The organism is Pseudomonas sp. LBUM1644 (assembly GCF_059716195.1).
In genome coordinates this window covers 3,503,142-3,520,903 of record NZ_CP166812.1, presented here as the reverse complement: position 1 = coordinate 3,520,903, position 17,762 = coordinate 3,503,142, and the positions used below count along the sequence as shown (strand labels likewise).

Below are 17,762 nucleotides of genomic sequence, written 5' to 3'. Positions count from 1 at the left end.
GTTAATGGACGCAAAAGAGGTGGGTCCAATTTTGATCGGTAGGGCGCCTGAGACGTGTCGTCTCCCAATAATTTATGGGGTGGTCCGTCCGTCGATTTGCAAGCCGCGCTGGCGCGCTACGCGATTTGAGATAGGGTTGTGGCTTGGAACCCGCGCGACAGGAGAACCACATGCGCTATTCAGCCTTGACCCAACGCATTGCCGGAGACGGAGCGGCGGCCTGGCAAATTCATGATCGAGCGCTGGAGCTGCGCGAGCAGGGTGTCGACGTGTTGTTGCTGTCGATCGGCGATCCGGACTTCGATACCCCTAAACCCATTGTTCAGGCGGCGATCGACAGCCTGCTGGCCGGCGATACACACTATCCGGAAGTACGCGGCAGCCGGGGGCTGCGCGACAGCATCGCCCGCCGCCATCGGCAACGCAGTGGTCAGGTGGTGGATGCCGACCACGTGATCATTTTTCCCGGCGCGCAATGCGCGGTGTATTCGGTGGTGCAGTGCCTGCTCGATCCGGGCGATGAAGTGATCGTCGCCGAGCCGATGTACGTGACCTATGAAGGTGTGATCGGCGCTTGCGCAGCGAAAGTGGTGCCGGTGGCGGTGCGCCCGGAGAACGGTTTTCGGGTCGCCCCGGCGGATGTGGCGGCACTGATTACGCCGAAGACGCGCGCCATTTTGCTCAACAGTCCAAACAATCCTTCCGGCGCCAGTTTGCCGCTGATGGTCTGGCAGGAACTGGCATCGCTGTGTATTCGTCATGACCTGTGGCTGATCAGCGACGAAGTCTACAGCGAATTGCTGTATGAGGGTGAACACATCAGCCCGGCGAGTCTGCCGGGCATGGCCGAACGCACAGCGACCATCAATAGCCTGTCGAAATCCCACGCCATGAGCGGTTGGCGGGTGGGCTGGGTCATCGGGCCGAAACCCATGGCCGAGCATTTGGTGAATTTATCGTTGTGCATGCTGTTTGGCATTCCCGACTTTATTCAAAACGCTGCGCAATTGGCGGTGGATGAAGACTTGCCGGAAGTGGCGCTGATGCGCGAGGAGTATCGCCAACGCCGCGATATGGTGTGCGCGAGCCTCAACCAATGTCCGGGCATCCGCGCCATTCGGCCGGATGGCGGGATGTTCGTCATGGCCGATGTGCGCCAGACCGGGCTGTCTGCCCAGCACTTCGCCGAGCGGCTGCTGGAAGGTTATGGCGTATCGGTGCTGGCCGGTGAGGCGTTCGGGCCGAGCGCGGCGGGGCATATTCGCATTGGTTTGGTGGTGGATCAGCGCAAACTCGCCGATGCGTGCCGGCGCATTGCGTTGTGTGCGACGGAGTTGCTGGTCGCGCGGCGGGCTTGATCGCCAAAGCAAAAGATCGCAGCCTGCGGCAGCTCCTACATTGGAATGTGTACCCTGTAGGAGCTGCCGCAGGCTGCGATCTTTTGATCTTCAGCCCTTCCAAACCACTGGGTTCACCAAATTGGCCGGCCGCTTCCCAGCCAGTGCCGCCAACAAATTCTCCACCGCACACCGCGCCATCGCCTCCCGCGTCTCATGAGTCGCCGAGCCCATGTGCGGCGTCGCCACCACGTTGTTCAACTGCAACAACGGCGAATCAAGGTTCAACGGCTCACGCTCAAACACATCCAGCCCCGCCGCGCGAATCTGTCCCGCGCGCAATGCCTCAATCAGCGCCGCTTCTTCCACCACCTTACCCCGGGAAATGTTGATGAAAATGGTCTCGGGGCGCATCTGTGCAAACTGATCGGCGCCGATCAGGCCTTCGGTTTCAGCGGTCAACGGCAAGGTCAGGCAAACGAAATCGGCCTGCTGCAACAGCTCCGGCAAGTTGCGGTATTGCGCATTGAATCGTTGCTCCACCGCCGGCTTCGGCGAGTGGCTGTGATAGATCACTGGCATGCCGAAACCGAAATGTCCGCGCTGGGCCAACGCCTCTCCGATGCGACCCATGCCGATGATGCCCAGCGTCTTGCCGTGCACATCGCTGCCGAAATGCGCGGGGCCGATGTTGCGATTCCACTGGCCGGCGCGAACCATGTTTGCCAGTTCCACCACGCGCCGCGCGGTTGCCAGGATCAGCGCAAACCCGGTGTCGGCAGTGGTCTCGGTGAGCACGTCCGGCGTGTTGCTGAGCAGGATACGGCGCTCGGTCAGGTAGTCGATGTCGTAGTTGTCGACGCCCACTGAGACGCTGGCGATGGCCTGCAGGTTTGGCGCCAGATCGAGCAACGCCGCATCCAGTTTCAGACTGGCACCGAGCAACCCGTGAGCGCGGGGCAGGGCGTCGCGCAGTTGCGCCAGACCCTCTGGGTTGAGGTTGTCGATCAGCGTGACCTCGGCCTGCTCATGCAGGCGAGCCATCAGCAACGGCGAGAGTTTCTTGTACAGCACGACCTGCTTTTTCATCTGAGTCATCTCAACAGCGATTCATGGGTGGGCAGTGGTATGGCGGGTTAGCGCAACGGTGGCACGCTCCCGGTCACTGGCGCCGGGCTTGAGGAGCATCGTCAGCACCACCGAGAGCATCAACGCGCCGCTCATCAACAGGTACGACGCACCGGGTGATCCGGTTGAGCTGTTCAGGTAGCCGACCAGGTAGGAACCGCCAAACGAACCGAGCGCGCCCATGCTGTTGATCAACGCCATGGCACCACCTGCCACGTTGGCCGGGAGGATCTCCGGAATGATCGCGAAGAACGGGCCGTACGGCGCATACATGCAGGCACCGGCAATCACCAGCAGCGTGTACGACCACCAGAAATGTTCGGCGCCCAGCGTGTAGGAACCGTAGAACGCAATGGAGGCGATCAGCAGCGGCGGCCAAACGAAGCGTTTACGCTTCTGCAGTTTGTCCGAGCCCCAGGACACCAGCAGCATGCCGATCACAGCCGCCAGATACGGCAGCGCCGACAGCCAACCCGCCTCGATCATGTCCATCTGTGCGCCAGCCTTGAGGATCGACGGCAGCCACAGCACGAAGCCATAGACGCCGATGCTCCAGCAGAAAAACTGCAAGGCCAGAAGGATGACTTTGGGCGAGCGGAAGGCTTCGGCGTAATTCTTCACCGCTTTGATGCCGACCTGTTCGGCGGCCAGGGCGCTTTCCAGATCCTGCTTTTCCTGGTCGCTGAGCCACGTGGCCTGGGCTGGGCGTTCATCCGCCAGACGCCACCAGATAAAGGCCCAGAGCACCGCCGGCAAGCCTTCGACGATGAACATCCAGCGCCAGCTGAAATGCTGCACCAGATAACCCGAGACCACCGACATCCACAGCATCGTCACCGGGTTGCCGAGGATCAGGAAGGTGTTGGCGCGGGAGCGTTCGGCACGGGTGAACCAGTGGCACAGGTAGATCAGCATCGCCGGCATCACCGCGGCTTCGACCACGCCGAGCATGAAGCGGATGACGATCAGCCAGTAGGCATTGGAGACGATACCGGTCAACGTCGCCAGGCCGCCCCAGAGGATCAGGCTGACGAAAATCAGTTTTTTCACGCTGTGTTTCTGCGCGTAGATCGCGCCCGGTACCTGGAAGAAAAAGTAGCCGAGGAAGAACAGCGCGCCGAGCATCGACGACAGGCCGGGCGTGATCATCAGGTCGGCGGCCATGCCCGAGGCGGCGGCGAAGCCGTAGTTGGCGCGGTCCAGATACGCCAGGCTGTAGGTGATGAACACGATGGGCATGATGTACCACCAGCGGCGGGCGGCAAGTGTTGCGGTTTTCATGGTGGTGCTCCTGAGCTTGTTGTTTTTGTCGCAGCAGGTAACGGTTAGATCTTCAGTGACTGTGTGGGCCTTTTCGCGAGCAAGCCCGCTCCCACATTGGCTCTATGTGCAACACAAATCCCCTGTGGGAGCGGGCTTGCTCGCGAAAGCGGCCTCAAGTTCGACGGACATTTGCGCCCGAGTGGGCAACCCCTCCATATCCCCCCGACTCTGCACCGCCCGGCTGCCAATCCAGTTGGCCCGTTTCACGGCGTTGGCAAAGCTGTGGTTTTCCAGGAGCGCGCTGATCATGCCGACGGCAAAACCATCGCCGGCGCCAACCGTGTCGACCACCGTTTCCACGGGCACACCCGCCACAAATCCTTGATCCAGATGAGTTCGGTAGTAAGCCCCGTGCGGGCCAAGCTTGATCGCCACGGCTTCGGCCCCCTGATCGAGATAAAACGCGGCGATGTCGGCCGGATCTTCGAACCCGGTCAGCAAGCGACCTTCACTCAGTCCCGGCAACACCCAGTGCGCGAGCGCGGCTAGGCGGTTGATCTCGCTGATCATCTGCTGCTCGCTGGCCCACAGGCTCGGGCGCAGGTTCGGGTCGAACGACACGCTGCGCCCGGCGTCGCGCATGCGGGTCATCAATTCGAAAGACATTTCCCGCGCAGTGGCGGACAGCGCCGGCGGAATACCCGTGGCGTGCAAGTGCCGGGCCTTGAGCAATGGCAGGGCAATCGATTGCACCGACAAATGACTGGCCGCTGACCCACGGCGGAAATACTCGACCACCGGATCGCTGCCGTCGTCGGCACGGGATTTGAGTTGAAATCCGGTCGGGTGTGCGCTGTCGATGGCGACGTGGCTGCAGTCCAGACCTTCCTTTTCCAGGGTGTCGATCACGAAGCGCCCCAGGGAATCAGCGCCGACACGGCTCAACCACGCCACGTTGAACCCCAGCCGCGACAAACCGATGGCGACGTTGCTGTCGGCCCCCGCAATACGTTTATGGAAGTGACCAACGTTGGCCAGGTCGCCACTGTGCTCGGCGACAAACATTGCCATGGTTTCACCGAACGACAGGATATCGATCTCAGACATGAGCACTCTCCAACCGGGATTGACCGAGGCGGGCGAGGGCGGCGACATGTTCGGTGGTGAGCTGAACCAGGTCGTCGCCTTGCAACGGATATTCCGCCGCCCGCATTACGCCTTGGGCCATGTGCCGTAGCAGTTGTTCCCACAGATGCAAGTCGCTGGCGGCGGGCGGGACGGCGACCAGCTTGCCATCAGCGCGGCGAGTCACCGCTTTGCAGTGCACATAGCCGACGTGGCGACCCAGCAGGCGCGCGGCGCTGGCGGCGGACTGGTCCTGCCAGTGCCAGTTGCCGATGTCGAAGGTCATCTGGATCGGCAGGTGGTGTTGCTCGACGTCGGCGAAAAAACGCTGGAACGGTTCGATGCGGCCACCGTGCAAGGTCTGGTCGTTTTCCACCAGCAGGTTCACCGCGCTTTTTCCCAGCATTTGCTTGAGGCAATGGAGGTCGCAGGTGTCGGTGAAATAGCCCAGGGAAACCTTCAGCCATTTGGCGCCGAATGCCTGGGCGCGTTGCAGCGCGGTGATCAGTTCAGGATTGGGTTTCGACTGGCCGGCCTGCCACAATTCCAGCGGTGCGGAATACACGCTTTCGAGGCCTTGGGCCTGGGTGGCGTCGGCCAGTTGGGCGGGGTCTTCGCTGGTCAGCAATTCTTCGCGCCATTCAATGCGCGTGGCGCCAGCGGCGGCGAGTATTTCGATAAATGATCCTTGGCCGCGTTGGCGCACAAGGTCGGCGCCGTAGCTGGAGAGGCTGATGGAGACGGGTGGTTTATGCATTGTTGTTCTACCTCTGAAACCGGTTTCATTTTTGTTCAAAAAAATAGGCATTGAGTTGTGTGGGGCTCTTTAGGGCCTCTTCGCGAGCAAGCCCGCTCCCACATTGGTTTTGTGAACACAGTTCCAATGTGGGAGCGGGCTTGCTGGCGAAGAGGCCAGACCAATCACCGAAAATCCCCAAGGGTCGACCCCCGCACAATCAACCGCGCCGAAAAATCCAGCGTCCGCACCGGCCCGACATCCCCGCGCAACCGCTTGAGCAAACACTCAAACGCCCTCGCGCCAATCTCGGCCGTCGGCTGGGCGAGGGCAGTGATGCCGCTGCCCACCAGCGGATACCAATCCAGGTCATCAAGGGCAATCAGCCCGACATCCTCGAACAGCTTGCACTGCAACTCACGCAACGCATGGGTGCTGGCCAGCGCCGCGATCCCGTTCGCACAGAACAGCGCTTTCGGGCCGGGGCCGGGCGTATCGAGGAAGGTTTTCAGGTGCGCGTTCAGGTCACTGCCGGTTTCGACGAGGGTGCCTTTAAGCGCAGGACGCTGCTCGATCTGCGCCTTGAAACTGCTGACCCGCTCGATCCGCGAACTGGTGCCGTCAAACGGTTCGGTGACCAGCAGCACATCGCGATAGCCGCGTTCTTCAAGGTGGGCGAGGGCCATCTCGACCGCGGCCGGGTTATCCAACCCGACCAAGTCACTGTCGAGGTGTTCGACCTTGCGGTCCACCAGCACCATCGGCATTTCCCGGTGCAGTTCGTGCAATTCGTCACGGTGATGGCCGAGGGTGTTCACGATCAGGCCTTCGATGTTGTACGAGCGCAACAGGGCCAGGTGCTGGCGTTCCTGCTCGTCGTCGCGGTCGGTGTTGCACACCACCAGGCTGTAGCCGTGCTGACGGCACGCGGTTTCCACCCCGTGCATCACGGCGATTGAATACGGGTTGCGGATATCGGCCACCAGCATGCCGATCAGGCGGGTACGCCCGCGTTTCAGGCCACGGGCCATCTGGTTTGGGCGGTAGCCCAATTCGGCAATCGACAGTTCGATGCGTTGGGCAATCGCGTCGGAAAGCAGCGCGCGATCATCGCCGATGAACCGCGAGACGCTGGCCTTGGAGACCTTGGCGTGTTCGGCCACGTCGAGCATGGTCACGCGGCTGCGCTGGGCGGCGGAGAAATCGTTCACGGGCTGAAACCTTCTTATTGGATTTATAAGGTCAAGCGCCTAGCGCTGAAACCGGTTTCAGAAGACACCAGAACCCAATCCTTCGTCAAGCCCCCGTGAGGACGTACGCCGACCAGCGGCGGTTAAACCCACACACTTGACCACGCGCAAACCAGCAACAAAACGGCCATGCAGCGGTTGAAACGTTGCATCGCTCGCGGCGACCGCAACCACCGCACAGACCCTGCGCCGAGCAGCGCCCAGACGCCAAGGCACGGCAGGGAAATCAGGAAAAACACCAGCGACAGGTACGCCACATGCACCAGCCGTTGTTCGCCGCCCCCGGCAAACACACTGACCACGGCCAGCGCCATCATCCAGGTTTTCGGGTTGATCAATTGCAGACTGGCAGCGCCTGCCATACCGAGCCGGGATGGGGTGTCCCGAGCGTCGAGGGCTTCGGCCGGGGCACTGAAAATCTGCCAGGCCAGATAGCTCAGCCACGTCACGCCGATCCACTGCATCGCGCTTTGCAGCAACGGTAAAGCGATCAGTGCCGAACCGGCACCAGTGCCTACCAGCAGGACAATCAATGCCGCACTCGCGCACGCGCCGAAGATGATCGGCACAGCCGCTGCTAATCCGTAGCGAGCACTGTTGCTCAACACCAGAATATTGGTCGGACCGGGCGTGATCGACGCCACGAAGGCAAACAACAGGAAGGGCAGCAACGTCGGGAAAGAGGACAGCATCGCAGGTTAACTCCGGTGAAGATCATTGAACCTGATCTTCACAATCCCGGGTCTACCTGTCTGGAAGATTTGAGCAGCGCTTGAGGTACAGCGCCGGCGTCAGGCCGTAAGCCCGCACGAACCAGCGCCCTAGATGACTTTGGTCAGCAAAGCCCAACGCCATTGCAACGCTCGCCGGTTGCTCGCCACGGGCCAGCATGCGTCGGGCAGTGGCCAGGCGCAATTGCACCAGGTACGCGTGGGGTGCCATGCCATAAGCGGCCTTGAACGCGCGGGTCAGACGGAAGCGGTCAACGCCGGTGGCAGCAGCCAGTTGGTCGAGACCGATGTCATGTTGCGTATTGGCATGCAGGTACTCGCGAGCCTTCTGCGCCACCAAGGGCAGGCGTGGATCTTCACCATAACGGGCGCGCCAATGCAGGTGGTGGGTCAGCCGTTCAAGCAAGCCGTCGAGGGCGGTCTGGCGGACGATTTTCAGCTCGCCGCAATGCAGGGATTCAAACGCCAGGCTGGTGGCGTGGGCCAGGCGACGGTCAGTCGCCAAGGTGTTGGCGAAGCTCAATTGACTGTTCTCGGGAGCGTTGTCGAACATCGCGCTGACTTCACCATTGAGCCACTGCGGGTCGAGGTACAGCATGCGATAGGTGAAACCGTCCTCGGTCGGTGCCTCGCCGTCGTGGATGTCGCCCGGCTCCAACAGGAACACCTTGCCCGGTGTGCTCTGATGCTTCGCCCGTCGACAGTTGAACTGCTGGACCCCTTGTTCGGTGACACCCACCAGATAGCTGTCATGCCAATGCGGGTCGTAGGCGTGCCCCTCGAAATGTGCGCGCAGCGTTTCGATACCGGTGTCGGCATCCAGGGCCAGGTCGATCCAGTTGTGAGTGGTCATGCGGCACCTGTAAGACGGATTGCCGATCTATTTAACGCCCGCGCCAAGGGCAACGCCTAGAACGTTTGTGCAGCCATCAGTTGAACAGTCCGGCCGCGATATTGATCGAAAATCCAAGAATCGCGGTATTGAACAGAAACCCGATCAACGACTGCGCCAGCACAATTTTGCGCATGCCCCGTGTGGCCACGCCGACATCCGAGGTCTGCACCGCCGCACTGATGGTGAACGAGAAGTACAGGAAGTCCCAGTAGTTGGGGGTATCCAGCCCTTCAGCGAAGCGCAGCGCCAGGTCTTTGCCGTTCCAGGTGTAGAACAGGCGAGCGTAGTGCACGCTGAAGATTACCCCGATCAGCAGCCATGAACCGATCACGGTCAGCGCGGTAAATCCGTAATGCAGCAGCTTGCGGCTGGTTTCCAGATCCTTGCTGCCCGCCAGTTCGAAGGTGATAGTGGCCAGGCTGGCAATCGCCGCGATGCACACCACGAACAGCACCAGCCCGGCGTTTTCGTCTTCGATTTCGGCAATCCGGCGCACGTCCGGCGCTTTGGCGCGCGCGGTGAGCCAGAGCATCAGCACCAGATACGTCCAGACGCCGACATTCCAGCCAATGAGGATTTTGCTGATGATCGAATCGGCCGGAGCCAAAATGCCTACCGCGATACCGAACGTCGTGGCGGCGGAGAGACGAGGGTGGGTGCGGGCGAGGAAAGGCATGGGAACTCACAGAAGCAGAAGTGTCTCCACCATAGCTTAGGTAAATGCGCTTTTGTAGGAGCTGCCGAAGGCTGCGATCTTTTGATTTTGCTTTGTTGAAAAACAAGATCAAAAGATCGCAGCCTGCGGCAGCTCCTACAGGGGGGCGGTGTCAGGTTTTGTGGCGTTTGCGGACGAGTTTCATCACCACCACAAAAAACACCGGCACGAACACCACGGCCAAGGTCGCGGTGATCATGCCGCCAATCACTCCGGTGCCGATGGCTTGCTGGCTCGCCGAGCTGGCGCCGGTGGCAATCGCCAGCGGCACCACGCCGAGGATGAACGCCAGCGAGGTCATGACAATCGGTCGCAGTCGAAGGCGTGCGGCTTGTAGCGTGGCATCGATCAGGTCGTGGCCTTCGTCGTACAGGCTCTTGGCAAATTCGATGATCAGGATCGCGTTTTTCGCCGACAGGCCGATGATGGTGATCAGTCCGACCTTGAAGAACACGTCATTCGGCATGCCGCGCAAGGTCACCGCCAGCACTGCGCCGAGGACGCCGAGCGGCACCACCAGCAACACCGAGGTCGGGATCGACCAGCTCTCGTACAGCGCCGCCAGGCACAGGAACACGATCAACAGAGACAAGCCGAGCACGATCGGTGCCTGACTGCCGGACAATCGTTCCTGCAACGAAAGGCCCGTCCACTCCTGGCCCAGTCCTGTCGGGCCTTGGGCCACCAGCCGTTCGATTTCCGCCATGGCTTCACCGGTGCTGTGGCCGGGTTTCGGTTCACCGGAAATGCTCACCGCCGGATAACCGTTGTAACGCGTCAACTGCGCCGGCCCCTGGGTCCATTTGGCCTGAACGAAGGCAGACAATGGCACCATTTTCCCGCTGTTGTTGCGCACGTGAATCTTCAGCAGATCGGCCACCTGACTGCGCTGATCACCTTCAGCCTGAACCACTACCCGCTGCATCCGTCCCTGGTTTGGAAAGTCGTTGATATAGGCTGAACCGACGGCAGTCGACAACACGTTGCCGATGTCGGCAAACGACACGCCCAATGCGTTGGCCTGCTTGCGGTCGACAATCAGTTGCACCTGCGGTGCTTCAGCCAGGGCGCTTTCACGCACGTTCATCAGGATCGGGCTCTTCTCGGCGGCCGCCAGCAACTCGCTGCGCGCCTGCATCAGCGTGGCATGCCCGAGGCCACCACGATCCTGCAAGCGGAACTCGAAACCGCTGGATGTCCCGAGGCCGTCCACCGGCGGCGGTAGGACCGCGAACGCTACGGCGTCCTTGATCTGGCTCAGCGCGATGTTCGCGCGGTCGGCAATCGAAGTCGCCGAATCGTCGCTGCCGCGTTCAGACCAGTCCTTGAGCGTGGTAAACGCCAGCGCTGCGTTTTGTCCGCTGCCAGAGAAGCTGAAACCGAGAATGACGGTGCTGTCGCCGACGCCCGGTTCGGTGGCGTTGTGCGCTTCGATCTGCTCGACCACCTGCACCGTGCGGTTCTTGCTCGCGCCGGGTGGCAGCTGAATGTCGGTGATGGTGTAACCCTGGTCCTCAACCGGCAGGAAAGAGGAGGGCAGACGACTGAAGCACACCCCCAGTCCCACCAGCAGCACACCGTAGATCAGCAGATAGCGACCGCTGCGTTTCAACGCATAGGCCACCCAACCTTGATAACGCTCGGTCAACTGCTCGAAGCGGCGATTGAACCAGCCGAAAAACCCGGTCTTCTCGTGGTGCTCACCCTTGGCAATCGGCTTGAGCAAAGTCGCGCAGAGTGCCGGGGTCAAGGTCAGGGCCAGGAACGCCGAGAACAGAATCGAAGTCGCCATCGACAGCGAGAACTGCCGGTAAATCACCCCGACCGATCCCTGCATGAACGCCATCGGAATAAACACCGCCACCAACACCAGCGTGATGCCGATGATCGCGCCGGTGATCTGCTTCATCGCTTTGCGCGTCGCTTCCTTGGGCGACAGGCCCTCGGTGGCCATGATCCGCTCGACGTTCTCCACCACCACAATCGCGTCGTCCACCAGGATGCCGATGGCCAACACCATGCCGAACATGGTCAGCACGTTGATCGAGAACCCGAGCGCCAACATCGTCGCAAAGGTGCCCATCAGCGCCACCGGTACCACCAGCGTGGGGATCAATGTGTAGCGGATGTTTTGCAGGAACAGGAACATCACCGCGAACACCAGCAACATCGCCTCGCCGAGGGTATAAATCACTTTGGTGATCGAGACTTTGACGAAGGGCGAAGTATCGTAAGGGATCTTGTACTCGACGCCGGCCGGGAAATAGCGCGCCAATTCATCCATCTTGGCCCGCACCAGTGTCGCGGTGCTCAAGGCATTGGCAGCCGGTGCCAGTTGCACGCTGACGGCGGTGGACGGCTTGCCATTCAGGCGGGTGGAAAACTGGTATTCCTGGCTGCCGATCTCGACGCGTGCCACGTCGCCAATGCTCACGGTTGAGCCATCGGGATTGGCTTTCAGGACGATGTCGGCGAACTCTTCCGGCGTCGACAACTGACCTTTGACCAGAATGGTCGCGGTGATCTCCTGCGTGGTTCGCGTCGGTAAATCGCCAATGCTGCCGGCCGAAACCTGAGCATTCTGCGCGACGATGGCGGCGTTGACGTCGGCCGGGGTCAGGTTGAAACCGATCAGCTTCTGCGGGTCGATCCAGATGCGCATGGCGCGTTCGGCACCGTACAACTGCGCCTTGCCGACACCGTCCAGACGCTTGATCTCGTTCATCACGTTACGTGCCAGGTAATCGCTGAGCGCCACGTCGTCGAGCTTGCCGTCACTGGAGGTGAGTGTGATCAACAGCAGGAAACCCGCGGAGACTTTCTCCACCTGCAAGCCTTGTTGCGTCACGGCCTGGGGCAAGCGTGATTCCACCACCTTGAGACGGTTTTGCACGTCGACCTGAGCCATTTCCGGATCGGTGCCTGGCTGGAACGTTGCGGTGATCGTTGCACTGCCAAGGCTGCTTTGGGATTCGAAATACAGCAGGTGGTCGGCGCCGTTGAGTTCTTCCTCGATCAGGCTGACCACGCTTTCGTCCACGGTCTGCGCTGAAGCACCGGGGTACACGGCGTAGATTTCGACTTTCGGCGGCGCAACGTTCGGGTACTGCGCCACCGGCAACTGCGGAATGGCCAGGGCGCCGGCCAGCAGGATGAACAGGGCAACCACCCAGGCGAACACCGGGCGGTCGATAAAGAACTGCGGCATGAAAAAGCGTCCTGCTTACTGACCAGAAACCTGGGCAAGTGGAAGAGGGGTGTCGTCGATCTGCACTTTCTCGCCGGGACGAGCGTGTTGCAGGCCTTCGATGACAATGCGGTCGCCGGGCTTGAGGCCGCCGGTGACGATCCAGCGATCGTTTTGCACGGCGCCCAACTCCACCGACTGCTGGCTGACACGCTGCTCGGCGTCGAGCAACAACACTAGGGCGATGCCGGCGCTGTCACGCTGGATCGCCCGTTGCGGCACGCTGATGCCGTGCGCAATCACCGCTTGCTCCAGGCGCACACGCACGAAACTGCCGGGCAGCAAGTCGAGGTCGGGATTGGGAAATTCGCTGCGCAGGATGATCTGGCCGGTGCCGGGGTCGACGGTGATGTCGGTGAACAGCAACTTGCCGGGCAACGGATAGAGGCTGCCGTCGTCCTGGATCAGCGTGGCTTTGGCCTGGTTCTGACCGACCTGCTGCAACTGGCCGGAACGGAAGGCGCGGCGCAGGTCGTTGAGTTCGCGGGTCGATTGGGTCAGGTCGGCATGAATCGGATTCAGCTGTTGGATCAAGGCCAGCGGCGTGGTTTCGTTCTGCCCGACGAGGGCGCCTTCGGTGACCAGCGCGCGACCGATGCGCCCGGAAATCGGCGCTGTGACGGTAGCATAACCCAGGTTCAGTTTTGCCCGCTCGACGGCGGCTTTGTTGGCGGCAACGTCGGCCGCGGTTTGCCGGACGCTGGCCCGGGCGTTGTCGTAGTCCTGGCCGCTAATGGCGTTGCCTTCGATCAACTGGGCGTAACGCTGCTCTTGCAGTCTTGCCTGGAACGCATTGGCCTCGGCCTTGCGCAACGCGGCTTCGGCGCTGTCCAGATCTGCCTTGAACGGTGCCGGGTCGATGTGGAACAGCACGTCACCTTTTTTCACGTCGCTGCCTTCACGGAAGGCCCGTTGCAACACTACGCCGGCGACCCGGGCGCGGACTTCGGCAATCCGCGGCGCGGCAATCCGTCCGCTCAGCTCACTGCTGATCGATAGCGGCCGGGCTGTGAGGGTCTCGACGCGAACGGTCGCCAGCGGCGCCTGTTCTTCGGCGTTCGAGGACTTGTCGCACGCGCTGAGCAGCAACGCCAGTGCGATCAGGCTGAGCCTGGCAAGCAGATTCCTGGACATGAATTACCCCAATAATGACCCCCAGCATCCTACTGGGCGTTGACGAGGGTAGCGGTGAAGCTTTGTAGGTGCTGTGTGAAATTGTGTAAGGGTTTTACTCAGGTGTGTGCGGGGGCGTATATCCTTGGCGACCGCTTCGCGCTCGTTCGCGGGCAAGCCTCGCTCCTACAGAATTACCGCAGGGCCTGTAGGAGCGAGGCTTGCCCGCGAAGAGGCCGGAACAGTCACCCTCGCATTTGCTGGAAAAACCCCATGCCCAACATCCTCCTGGTCGAAGACGACACCGCGCTCTCCGAATTGATTGCCAGCTACCTGGAACGCAACGGCTACTCCGTCAGCGTGCTCAGCCGTGGTGACCAGGTGCGCGAGCGGGCGCGGGTCAATCCGCCGGACCTGGTGATCCTCGACCTGATGCTGCCCGGGCTGGACGGCCTGCAAGTCTGCCGCTTGCTGCGCGCCGACTCGGCTACGTTACCGATCCTGATGCTCACCGCCCGCGACGACAGCCACGATCAGGTGTTGGGCCTGGAAATGGGCGCCGACGACTACGTCACCAAACCCTGCGAGCCGCGGGTGTTGCTGGCCCGGGTCCGGACCCTGCTACGCCGCAGCAGCCTCAGCGAACCGCAGTCGGCCAACGACCGCATTCTGATGGGCAACCTGTGCATCGACCTGTCCGAGCGCACGGTGACCTGGCGCGAGCAATTGGTGGAGCTGTCCAGCGGCGAATACAACCTGCTGGTAGTGCTGGCCCGGCATGCCGGCGAAGTGTTGAGCCGCGACCAGATTCTGCAGCGCCTGCGCGGCATCGAATTCAATGGCACTGACCGCTCGGTGGACGTGGCGATTTCCAAGCTGCGGCGTAAGTTCGACGACCACGCAGGCGAGGCGCGCAAGATCAAGACGGTGTGGGGCAAGGGTTACCTGTTCAGCCGCTCCGAGTGGGAATGCTGAGGCGATGTTCAGGATCCTGTTTCGTCTTTACCTAGTGACCATCGTCTCGTTCAGCGCCGCGATTTACCTGGTGCCGGATCTGGTAATCAAGGTGTTCCATGAACGCTTTGTTACCTACAACCTCGACTATTCGCGCGGGCTGCAAACCCTCATCGTCAAACAGTTTCATGCCATACCCGAAGCCCAGTGGCCGGCATTGGCGGTCGAGATGGACAGGGAGTTCGACCCGCTGCGCATCGTGCTGACCCACAACGATGATGCCGGTTTCACCCTGCACGAGCGGGAACGTTTGCAGCGTGGCGAGAACGTCGTGCGCGTTGGCGACTGGGGCTGGCGCACCCTGGCGGTGGCCCCGCTGAATGAGCAGTCGGTGGTGCAGATGGTCGTGCCACCGGACCCGCTGGACGTCAATTTGCTCTACTGGAGCATCAACGTGCTGATCGGCGCGACGATGCTCGCGTGCCTGCTGCTGTGGCTGCGCCCGCACTGGCGCGACCTTGAACGGCTCAAAGGCACGGCGGAACGTTTCGGCAAAGGGCTGTTGAGTGAGCGCACACAGATTTCCGCCCGCTCTAACATCGGCAGCCTGGCCCATGTTTTTGACACCATGGCCGGCGACATCGAAAAACTCCTCAACCAGCAGCGCGACCTGCTCAACGCCGTTTCCCATGAACTGCGCACGCCGCTGACGCGCCTGGATTTCGGACTCGCACTGGCGCTGTCCGACGACTTGCCTGCCGCCAGTCGCGAACGTCTGCAAAGCCTGGTTGCACACATCCGCGAACTCGACGAGTTGGTCCTGGAACTGCTGTCTTACAGCCGCCTGCAAAACCCGGCGAAAGTGCCGGAGCAGGTCGAGGTGTCACTCGATGAATTCATCGACAGCATTTTAGGCAGCGTCGACGAGGAGCTGGAAAACCCGGACATCGTCATCGACGTGCTGCTCCACGGTCAGCTCGAACGCTTCAGCCTCGACCCACGCCTGACCGCCCGCGCTATTCAGAATCTGCTGCGCAATGCGATGCGTTACTGCGAGAAGCGGATTCAGATTGGGGTGCAAGTGTGCGCGAAGGGCTGTGAGATCTGGGTGGACGATGACGGGATCGGCATTCCCGACGATGAGCGAGAGCGGATATTTGAACCGTTCTATCGGCTCGATCGCAGTCGGGATCGGGCCACCGGAGGGTTTGGCTTGGGGCTGGCGATCAGCCGCCGGGCGCTGGAAGCGCAGGGTGGTACGTTGACCGTTGAACCCTCACCGCTGGGGGGCGCGAGGTTTCGATTGTGGTTGCCTAGCACTGATTAATAAGCTTCACCTGTCAGATTTGACAGTAGTCACCTTCACCAATTAAGCGTTTTATTGCTTCTTCGCAGTCAGCCTTCTACGGCAAGTGCTGATGGCAAGGAGAGGAGAGATGGTTGAGCACCCAATAAAAAAAAACGGCCTTGGGACTATTAGTGCGATCAGGGAGGTCAGGGTAGAAACAACGTCGACGAAGTTTGCCATGGTGACGCCTGATGACGGTTCCTCCCGATTAGCCATCAGGATAGGGCCCAATATCACGCCTGAAGGTGAAGTCTGTTTTTTCGTGGGCGACACGGTGAAATATACGGTGGCGATCGGTGCGGCGGGGGTGCTCCCGGGAGCACTGGAAAGAACCTTCTGACATCAATAACCAGACGTTATTTTTTGTAGCAGCTGCCGAGCCTGCGAGGCTGCGTCCGGCTGCGCAGCAGTCGTAAATTCAGGCAGCAAGGTTAATCAGGCAGACCGATTTGCGAGGACTCCGGTCGAGCGTGACCCCGGCCCGAACGCAGCCTCGCAGGCTCGACAGCTGCTACGGTCTTGCGACCGAATGTAGGAGCTGCCGTAGGCTGCGATCTTTTGATTCTGCTTCTGCGGCCAACAGCAAGATCAAAAGATCGTCCGAACGCGGCCCGAGCCTTCGGCAGCTCCTACAGGGGGCTGGATCGCTCAGGTGCTGAGCCGTTGCCGCAACAGTTTGGCCATGTTCTCCAGTTCCTCCGCCGGGTTGTGCCCGATCAGCATCCAGGCGTGTTCCATGTCGGCCCAATAGACGATGTTCATGCCATGCCGGCGTTCCCGGGCGAAATCCCGGGTGCCGCTGTTGGCGCGGGTGATACACAGCGCCATCGGGCCGTGGACCGGGTCCAGGTAGGTTATCTGGGCGATGGCCACGCCGTCGTACTCGAGGATCTGCGCACGCTTGAACTCGGGGCGCGGCAAGGTCAGTTGCGCGGGCAGGAGATTCAGGCCCAAGCGCGAATCGATGGTCCGCAATTGCACGCGTTGGGCCGCTTCGTCGCTGGGCAAGTGTTCCAGGGTTTGCGGCACGTAGAGCGACATGTAGTCGGCGACTAATCCGCGCCAATTGTTTTCTTCCTGGGTCGATTGCCAGCCGAGGAACAACCGGTCCGCGAGCACGCCGCTGACCACGAGGCTGGCGGCCGCCGCGAGGAACCAACGCCGATTCATCCCCGGGCGTTCAGGCGAGGGCAGGGTATCGAGCATGGACTGCAAGCGATCCACCGGCGCCTGTCGCGCCAATTCATCGAAGGCCTGGTTGAACGGCAGACTACTGCGAGCCAGCCATTGCAGGCGCAGGTTGAGCATCGAATCCTGGGCAATGGCCGCGTCGACGCGGGCGCGTTGTTCGGTGTCGAGCTGGTCGTCGAGGTAGGCGACCAACTGCTCATCCGAAGGTATCGCGTGATCGTTCATCGACGTTCTCCAGTGGTAGGGTTCGGCACCGCCTGCAACGGTGGATACTCGGCCAGTTTCACCCGGGCGGCGGCGAGGCGGCTCATCACCGTGCCGATGGGCACCTGCAGGACCTCGGCGACTTCGCGGTAGGACAAGCCCTCAACGTAGGCCAGGAACACGGTTTCACGCTGGGCCTCGGGCAACGCATCGACGCGCCGGATCACCTGCGCAGCGAGGACGTGGGTCTGCGCCGCGTATTCACCGTCGAACGACAAGGCATTGTCGGCATCCACCAGCCCCTGGCCATGGCGCACGCGACGTGCGCGTACTTCGTTGAGCCAGATCGAATGCAGGATGCTCAGCAGCCAGCGGTCCATGCGCGTGCCCGGATCAAACTGCGCCGCACGTTCGAGCGCCCGCACGCAGGTGGCCTGCACCAGGTCTTCGGCGACATGCCGTTGCCGGGACAGCAGCAGGCCGTAGCGCCATAAACGCGCCAGATGCTGGCCCAGCTCTGCCCGT

The 17,762-nt window shown here is 61.4% G+C and carries 16 protein-coding genes; 4 read left to right on the top strand and 12 right to left on the bottom strand.

The window, feature by feature from the left end; genetic code table 11:
- Nucleotides 1–170 precede the first annotated feature (170 nt).
- On the top strand, nucleotides 171–1,358 hold the full coding sequence (locus ACA052_RS15855) for a pyridoxal phosphate-dependent aminotransferase (protein ID WP_497645727.1): 1,188 nt from the start codon (nucleotides 171–173) through the stop codon (nucleotides 1,356–1,358).
- A 90-nt stretch (nucleotides 1,359–1,448) separates the two neighbouring features.
- On the opposite strand, the gene ACA052_RS15850 is transcribed toward ACA052_RS15855, so the two are convergent.
- From ACA052_RS15850 to ACA052_RS15805, 10 genes are all read right to left on the bottom strand, one after another.
- Nucleotides 1,449–2,426 (bottom strand): NAD(P)-dependent oxidoreductase, encoded by a 978-nt coding sequence (locus ACA052_RS15850; RefSeq protein WP_497650335.1) that lies wholly within the window; start codon nucleotides 2,424–2,426, stop codon nucleotides 1,449–1,451.
- Nucleotides 2,427–2,447: 21 nt separating this feature from the next.
- Entirely contained in the window at nucleotides 2,448–3,746 is a 1,299-nt protein-coding gene (locus ACA052_RS15845) for an MFS transporter (RefSeq protein ID WP_497645726.1), read from the bottom strand.
- Nucleotides 3,747–3,848: 102 nt separating this feature from the next.
- Complete coding sequence (locus ACA052_RS15840; RefSeq protein ID WP_497645725.1) at nucleotides 3,849–4,835, bottom strand: sugar kinase; 987 nt, start codon at nucleotides 4,833–4,835, stop codon at nucleotides 3,849–3,851.
- Entirely contained in the window at nucleotides 4,828–5,610 is a 783-nt protein-coding gene (locus ACA052_RS15835; RefSeq protein WP_497645724.1) for a sugar phosphate isomerase/epimerase family protein, read from the bottom strand. Before ACA052_RS15835 ends, ACA052_RS15840 begins: the two co-directional genes overlap by 8 nt.
- 164 nt (nucleotides 5,611–5,774) lie before the next feature.
- Entirely contained in the window at nucleotides 5,775–6,800 is a 1,026-nt protein-coding gene (locus ACA052_RS15830) for a LacI family DNA-binding transcriptional regulator (protein WP_497645723.1), read from the bottom strand.
- A gap of 122 nt (nucleotides 6,801–6,922) precedes the next feature.
- Nucleotides 6,923–7,531: a LysE family translocator gene (locus ACA052_RS15825; protein ID WP_497645722.1), complete on the bottom strand. Its 609-nt coding sequence runs from the start codon at nucleotides 7,529–7,531 to the stop codon at nucleotides 6,923–6,925.
- A gap of 52 nt (nucleotides 7,532–7,583) precedes the next feature.
- Nucleotides 7,584–8,423, bottom strand: coding sequence for an AraC family transcriptional regulator (locus ACA052_RS15820; protein WP_497645721.1), 840 nt, complete (start codon nucleotides 8,421–8,423; stop codon nucleotides 7,584–7,586).
- 76 nt (nucleotides 8,424–8,499) lie between these two features.
- Complete coding sequence (locus ACA052_RS15815) at nucleotides 8,500–9,141, bottom strand: DUF1345 domain-containing protein (protein WP_497645720.1); 642 nt, start codon at nucleotides 9,139–9,141, stop codon at nucleotides 8,500–8,502.
- A 151-nt stretch (nucleotides 9,142–9,292) separates the two neighbouring features.
- Nucleotides 9,293–12,388 (bottom strand): multidrug efflux RND transporter permease subunit, encoded by a 3,096-nt coding sequence (locus ACA052_RS15810; RefSeq protein WP_497645719.1) that lies wholly within the window; start codon nucleotides 12,386–12,388, stop codon nucleotides 9,293–9,295.
- Nucleotides 12,389–12,403: 15 nt separating this feature from the next.
- On the bottom strand, nucleotides 12,404–13,561 hold the full coding sequence (locus ACA052_RS15805; RefSeq protein WP_497645718.1) for an efflux RND transporter periplasmic adaptor subunit: 1,158 nt from the start codon (nucleotides 13,559–13,561) through the stop codon (nucleotides 12,404–12,406).
- 252 nt (nucleotides 13,562–13,813) lie between these two features.
- On the opposite strand from ACA052_RS15805, the gene ACA052_RS15800 reads away from it, so the two are divergent.
- The 3 genes from ACA052_RS15800 to ACA052_RS15790 all read left to right on the top strand — a co-directional run bounded on the left by ACA052_RS15800 (nucleotide 13,814) and on the right by ACA052_RS15790 (nucleotide 16,182).
- A complete protein-coding gene (locus ACA052_RS15800) occupies nucleotides 13,814–14,515 on the top strand; it encodes a response regulator (protein WP_497645717.1) in 702 nt (233 codons plus the stop codon).
- A 4-nt stretch (nucleotides 14,516–14,519) separates the two neighbouring features.
- Nucleotides 14,520–15,821 (top strand): ATP-binding protein, encoded by a 1,302-nt coding sequence (locus ACA052_RS15795; protein WP_497645716.1) that lies wholly within the window; start codon nucleotides 14,520–14,522, stop codon nucleotides 15,819–15,821.
- 109 nt (nucleotides 15,822–15,930) lie between these two features.
- A complete protein-coding gene (locus ACA052_RS15790; protein ID WP_497645715.1) occupies nucleotides 15,931–16,182 on the top strand; it encodes a hypothetical protein in 252 nt (83 codons plus the stop codon).
- Nucleotides 16,183–16,490: 308 nt separating this feature from the next.
- Here the strand turns inward: ACA052_RS15790 and ACA052_RS15785 are convergent, their stop codons facing one another.
- Complete coding sequence (locus ACA052_RS15785) at nucleotides 16,491–17,258, bottom strand: anti-sigma factor family protein (protein WP_497645714.1); 768 nt, start codon at nucleotides 17,256–17,258, stop codon at nucleotides 16,491–16,493.
- On the bottom strand, nucleotides 17,255–17,752 hold the full coding sequence (locus ACA052_RS15780) for an RNA polymerase sigma factor (RefSeq protein WP_497650334.1): 498 nt from the start codon (nucleotides 17,750–17,752) through the stop codon (nucleotides 17,255–17,257). Before ACA052_RS15780 ends, ACA052_RS15785 begins: the two co-directional genes overlap by 4 nt.
- Between the last annotated feature and the right edge of the window lie 10 nt (nucleotides 17,753–17,762).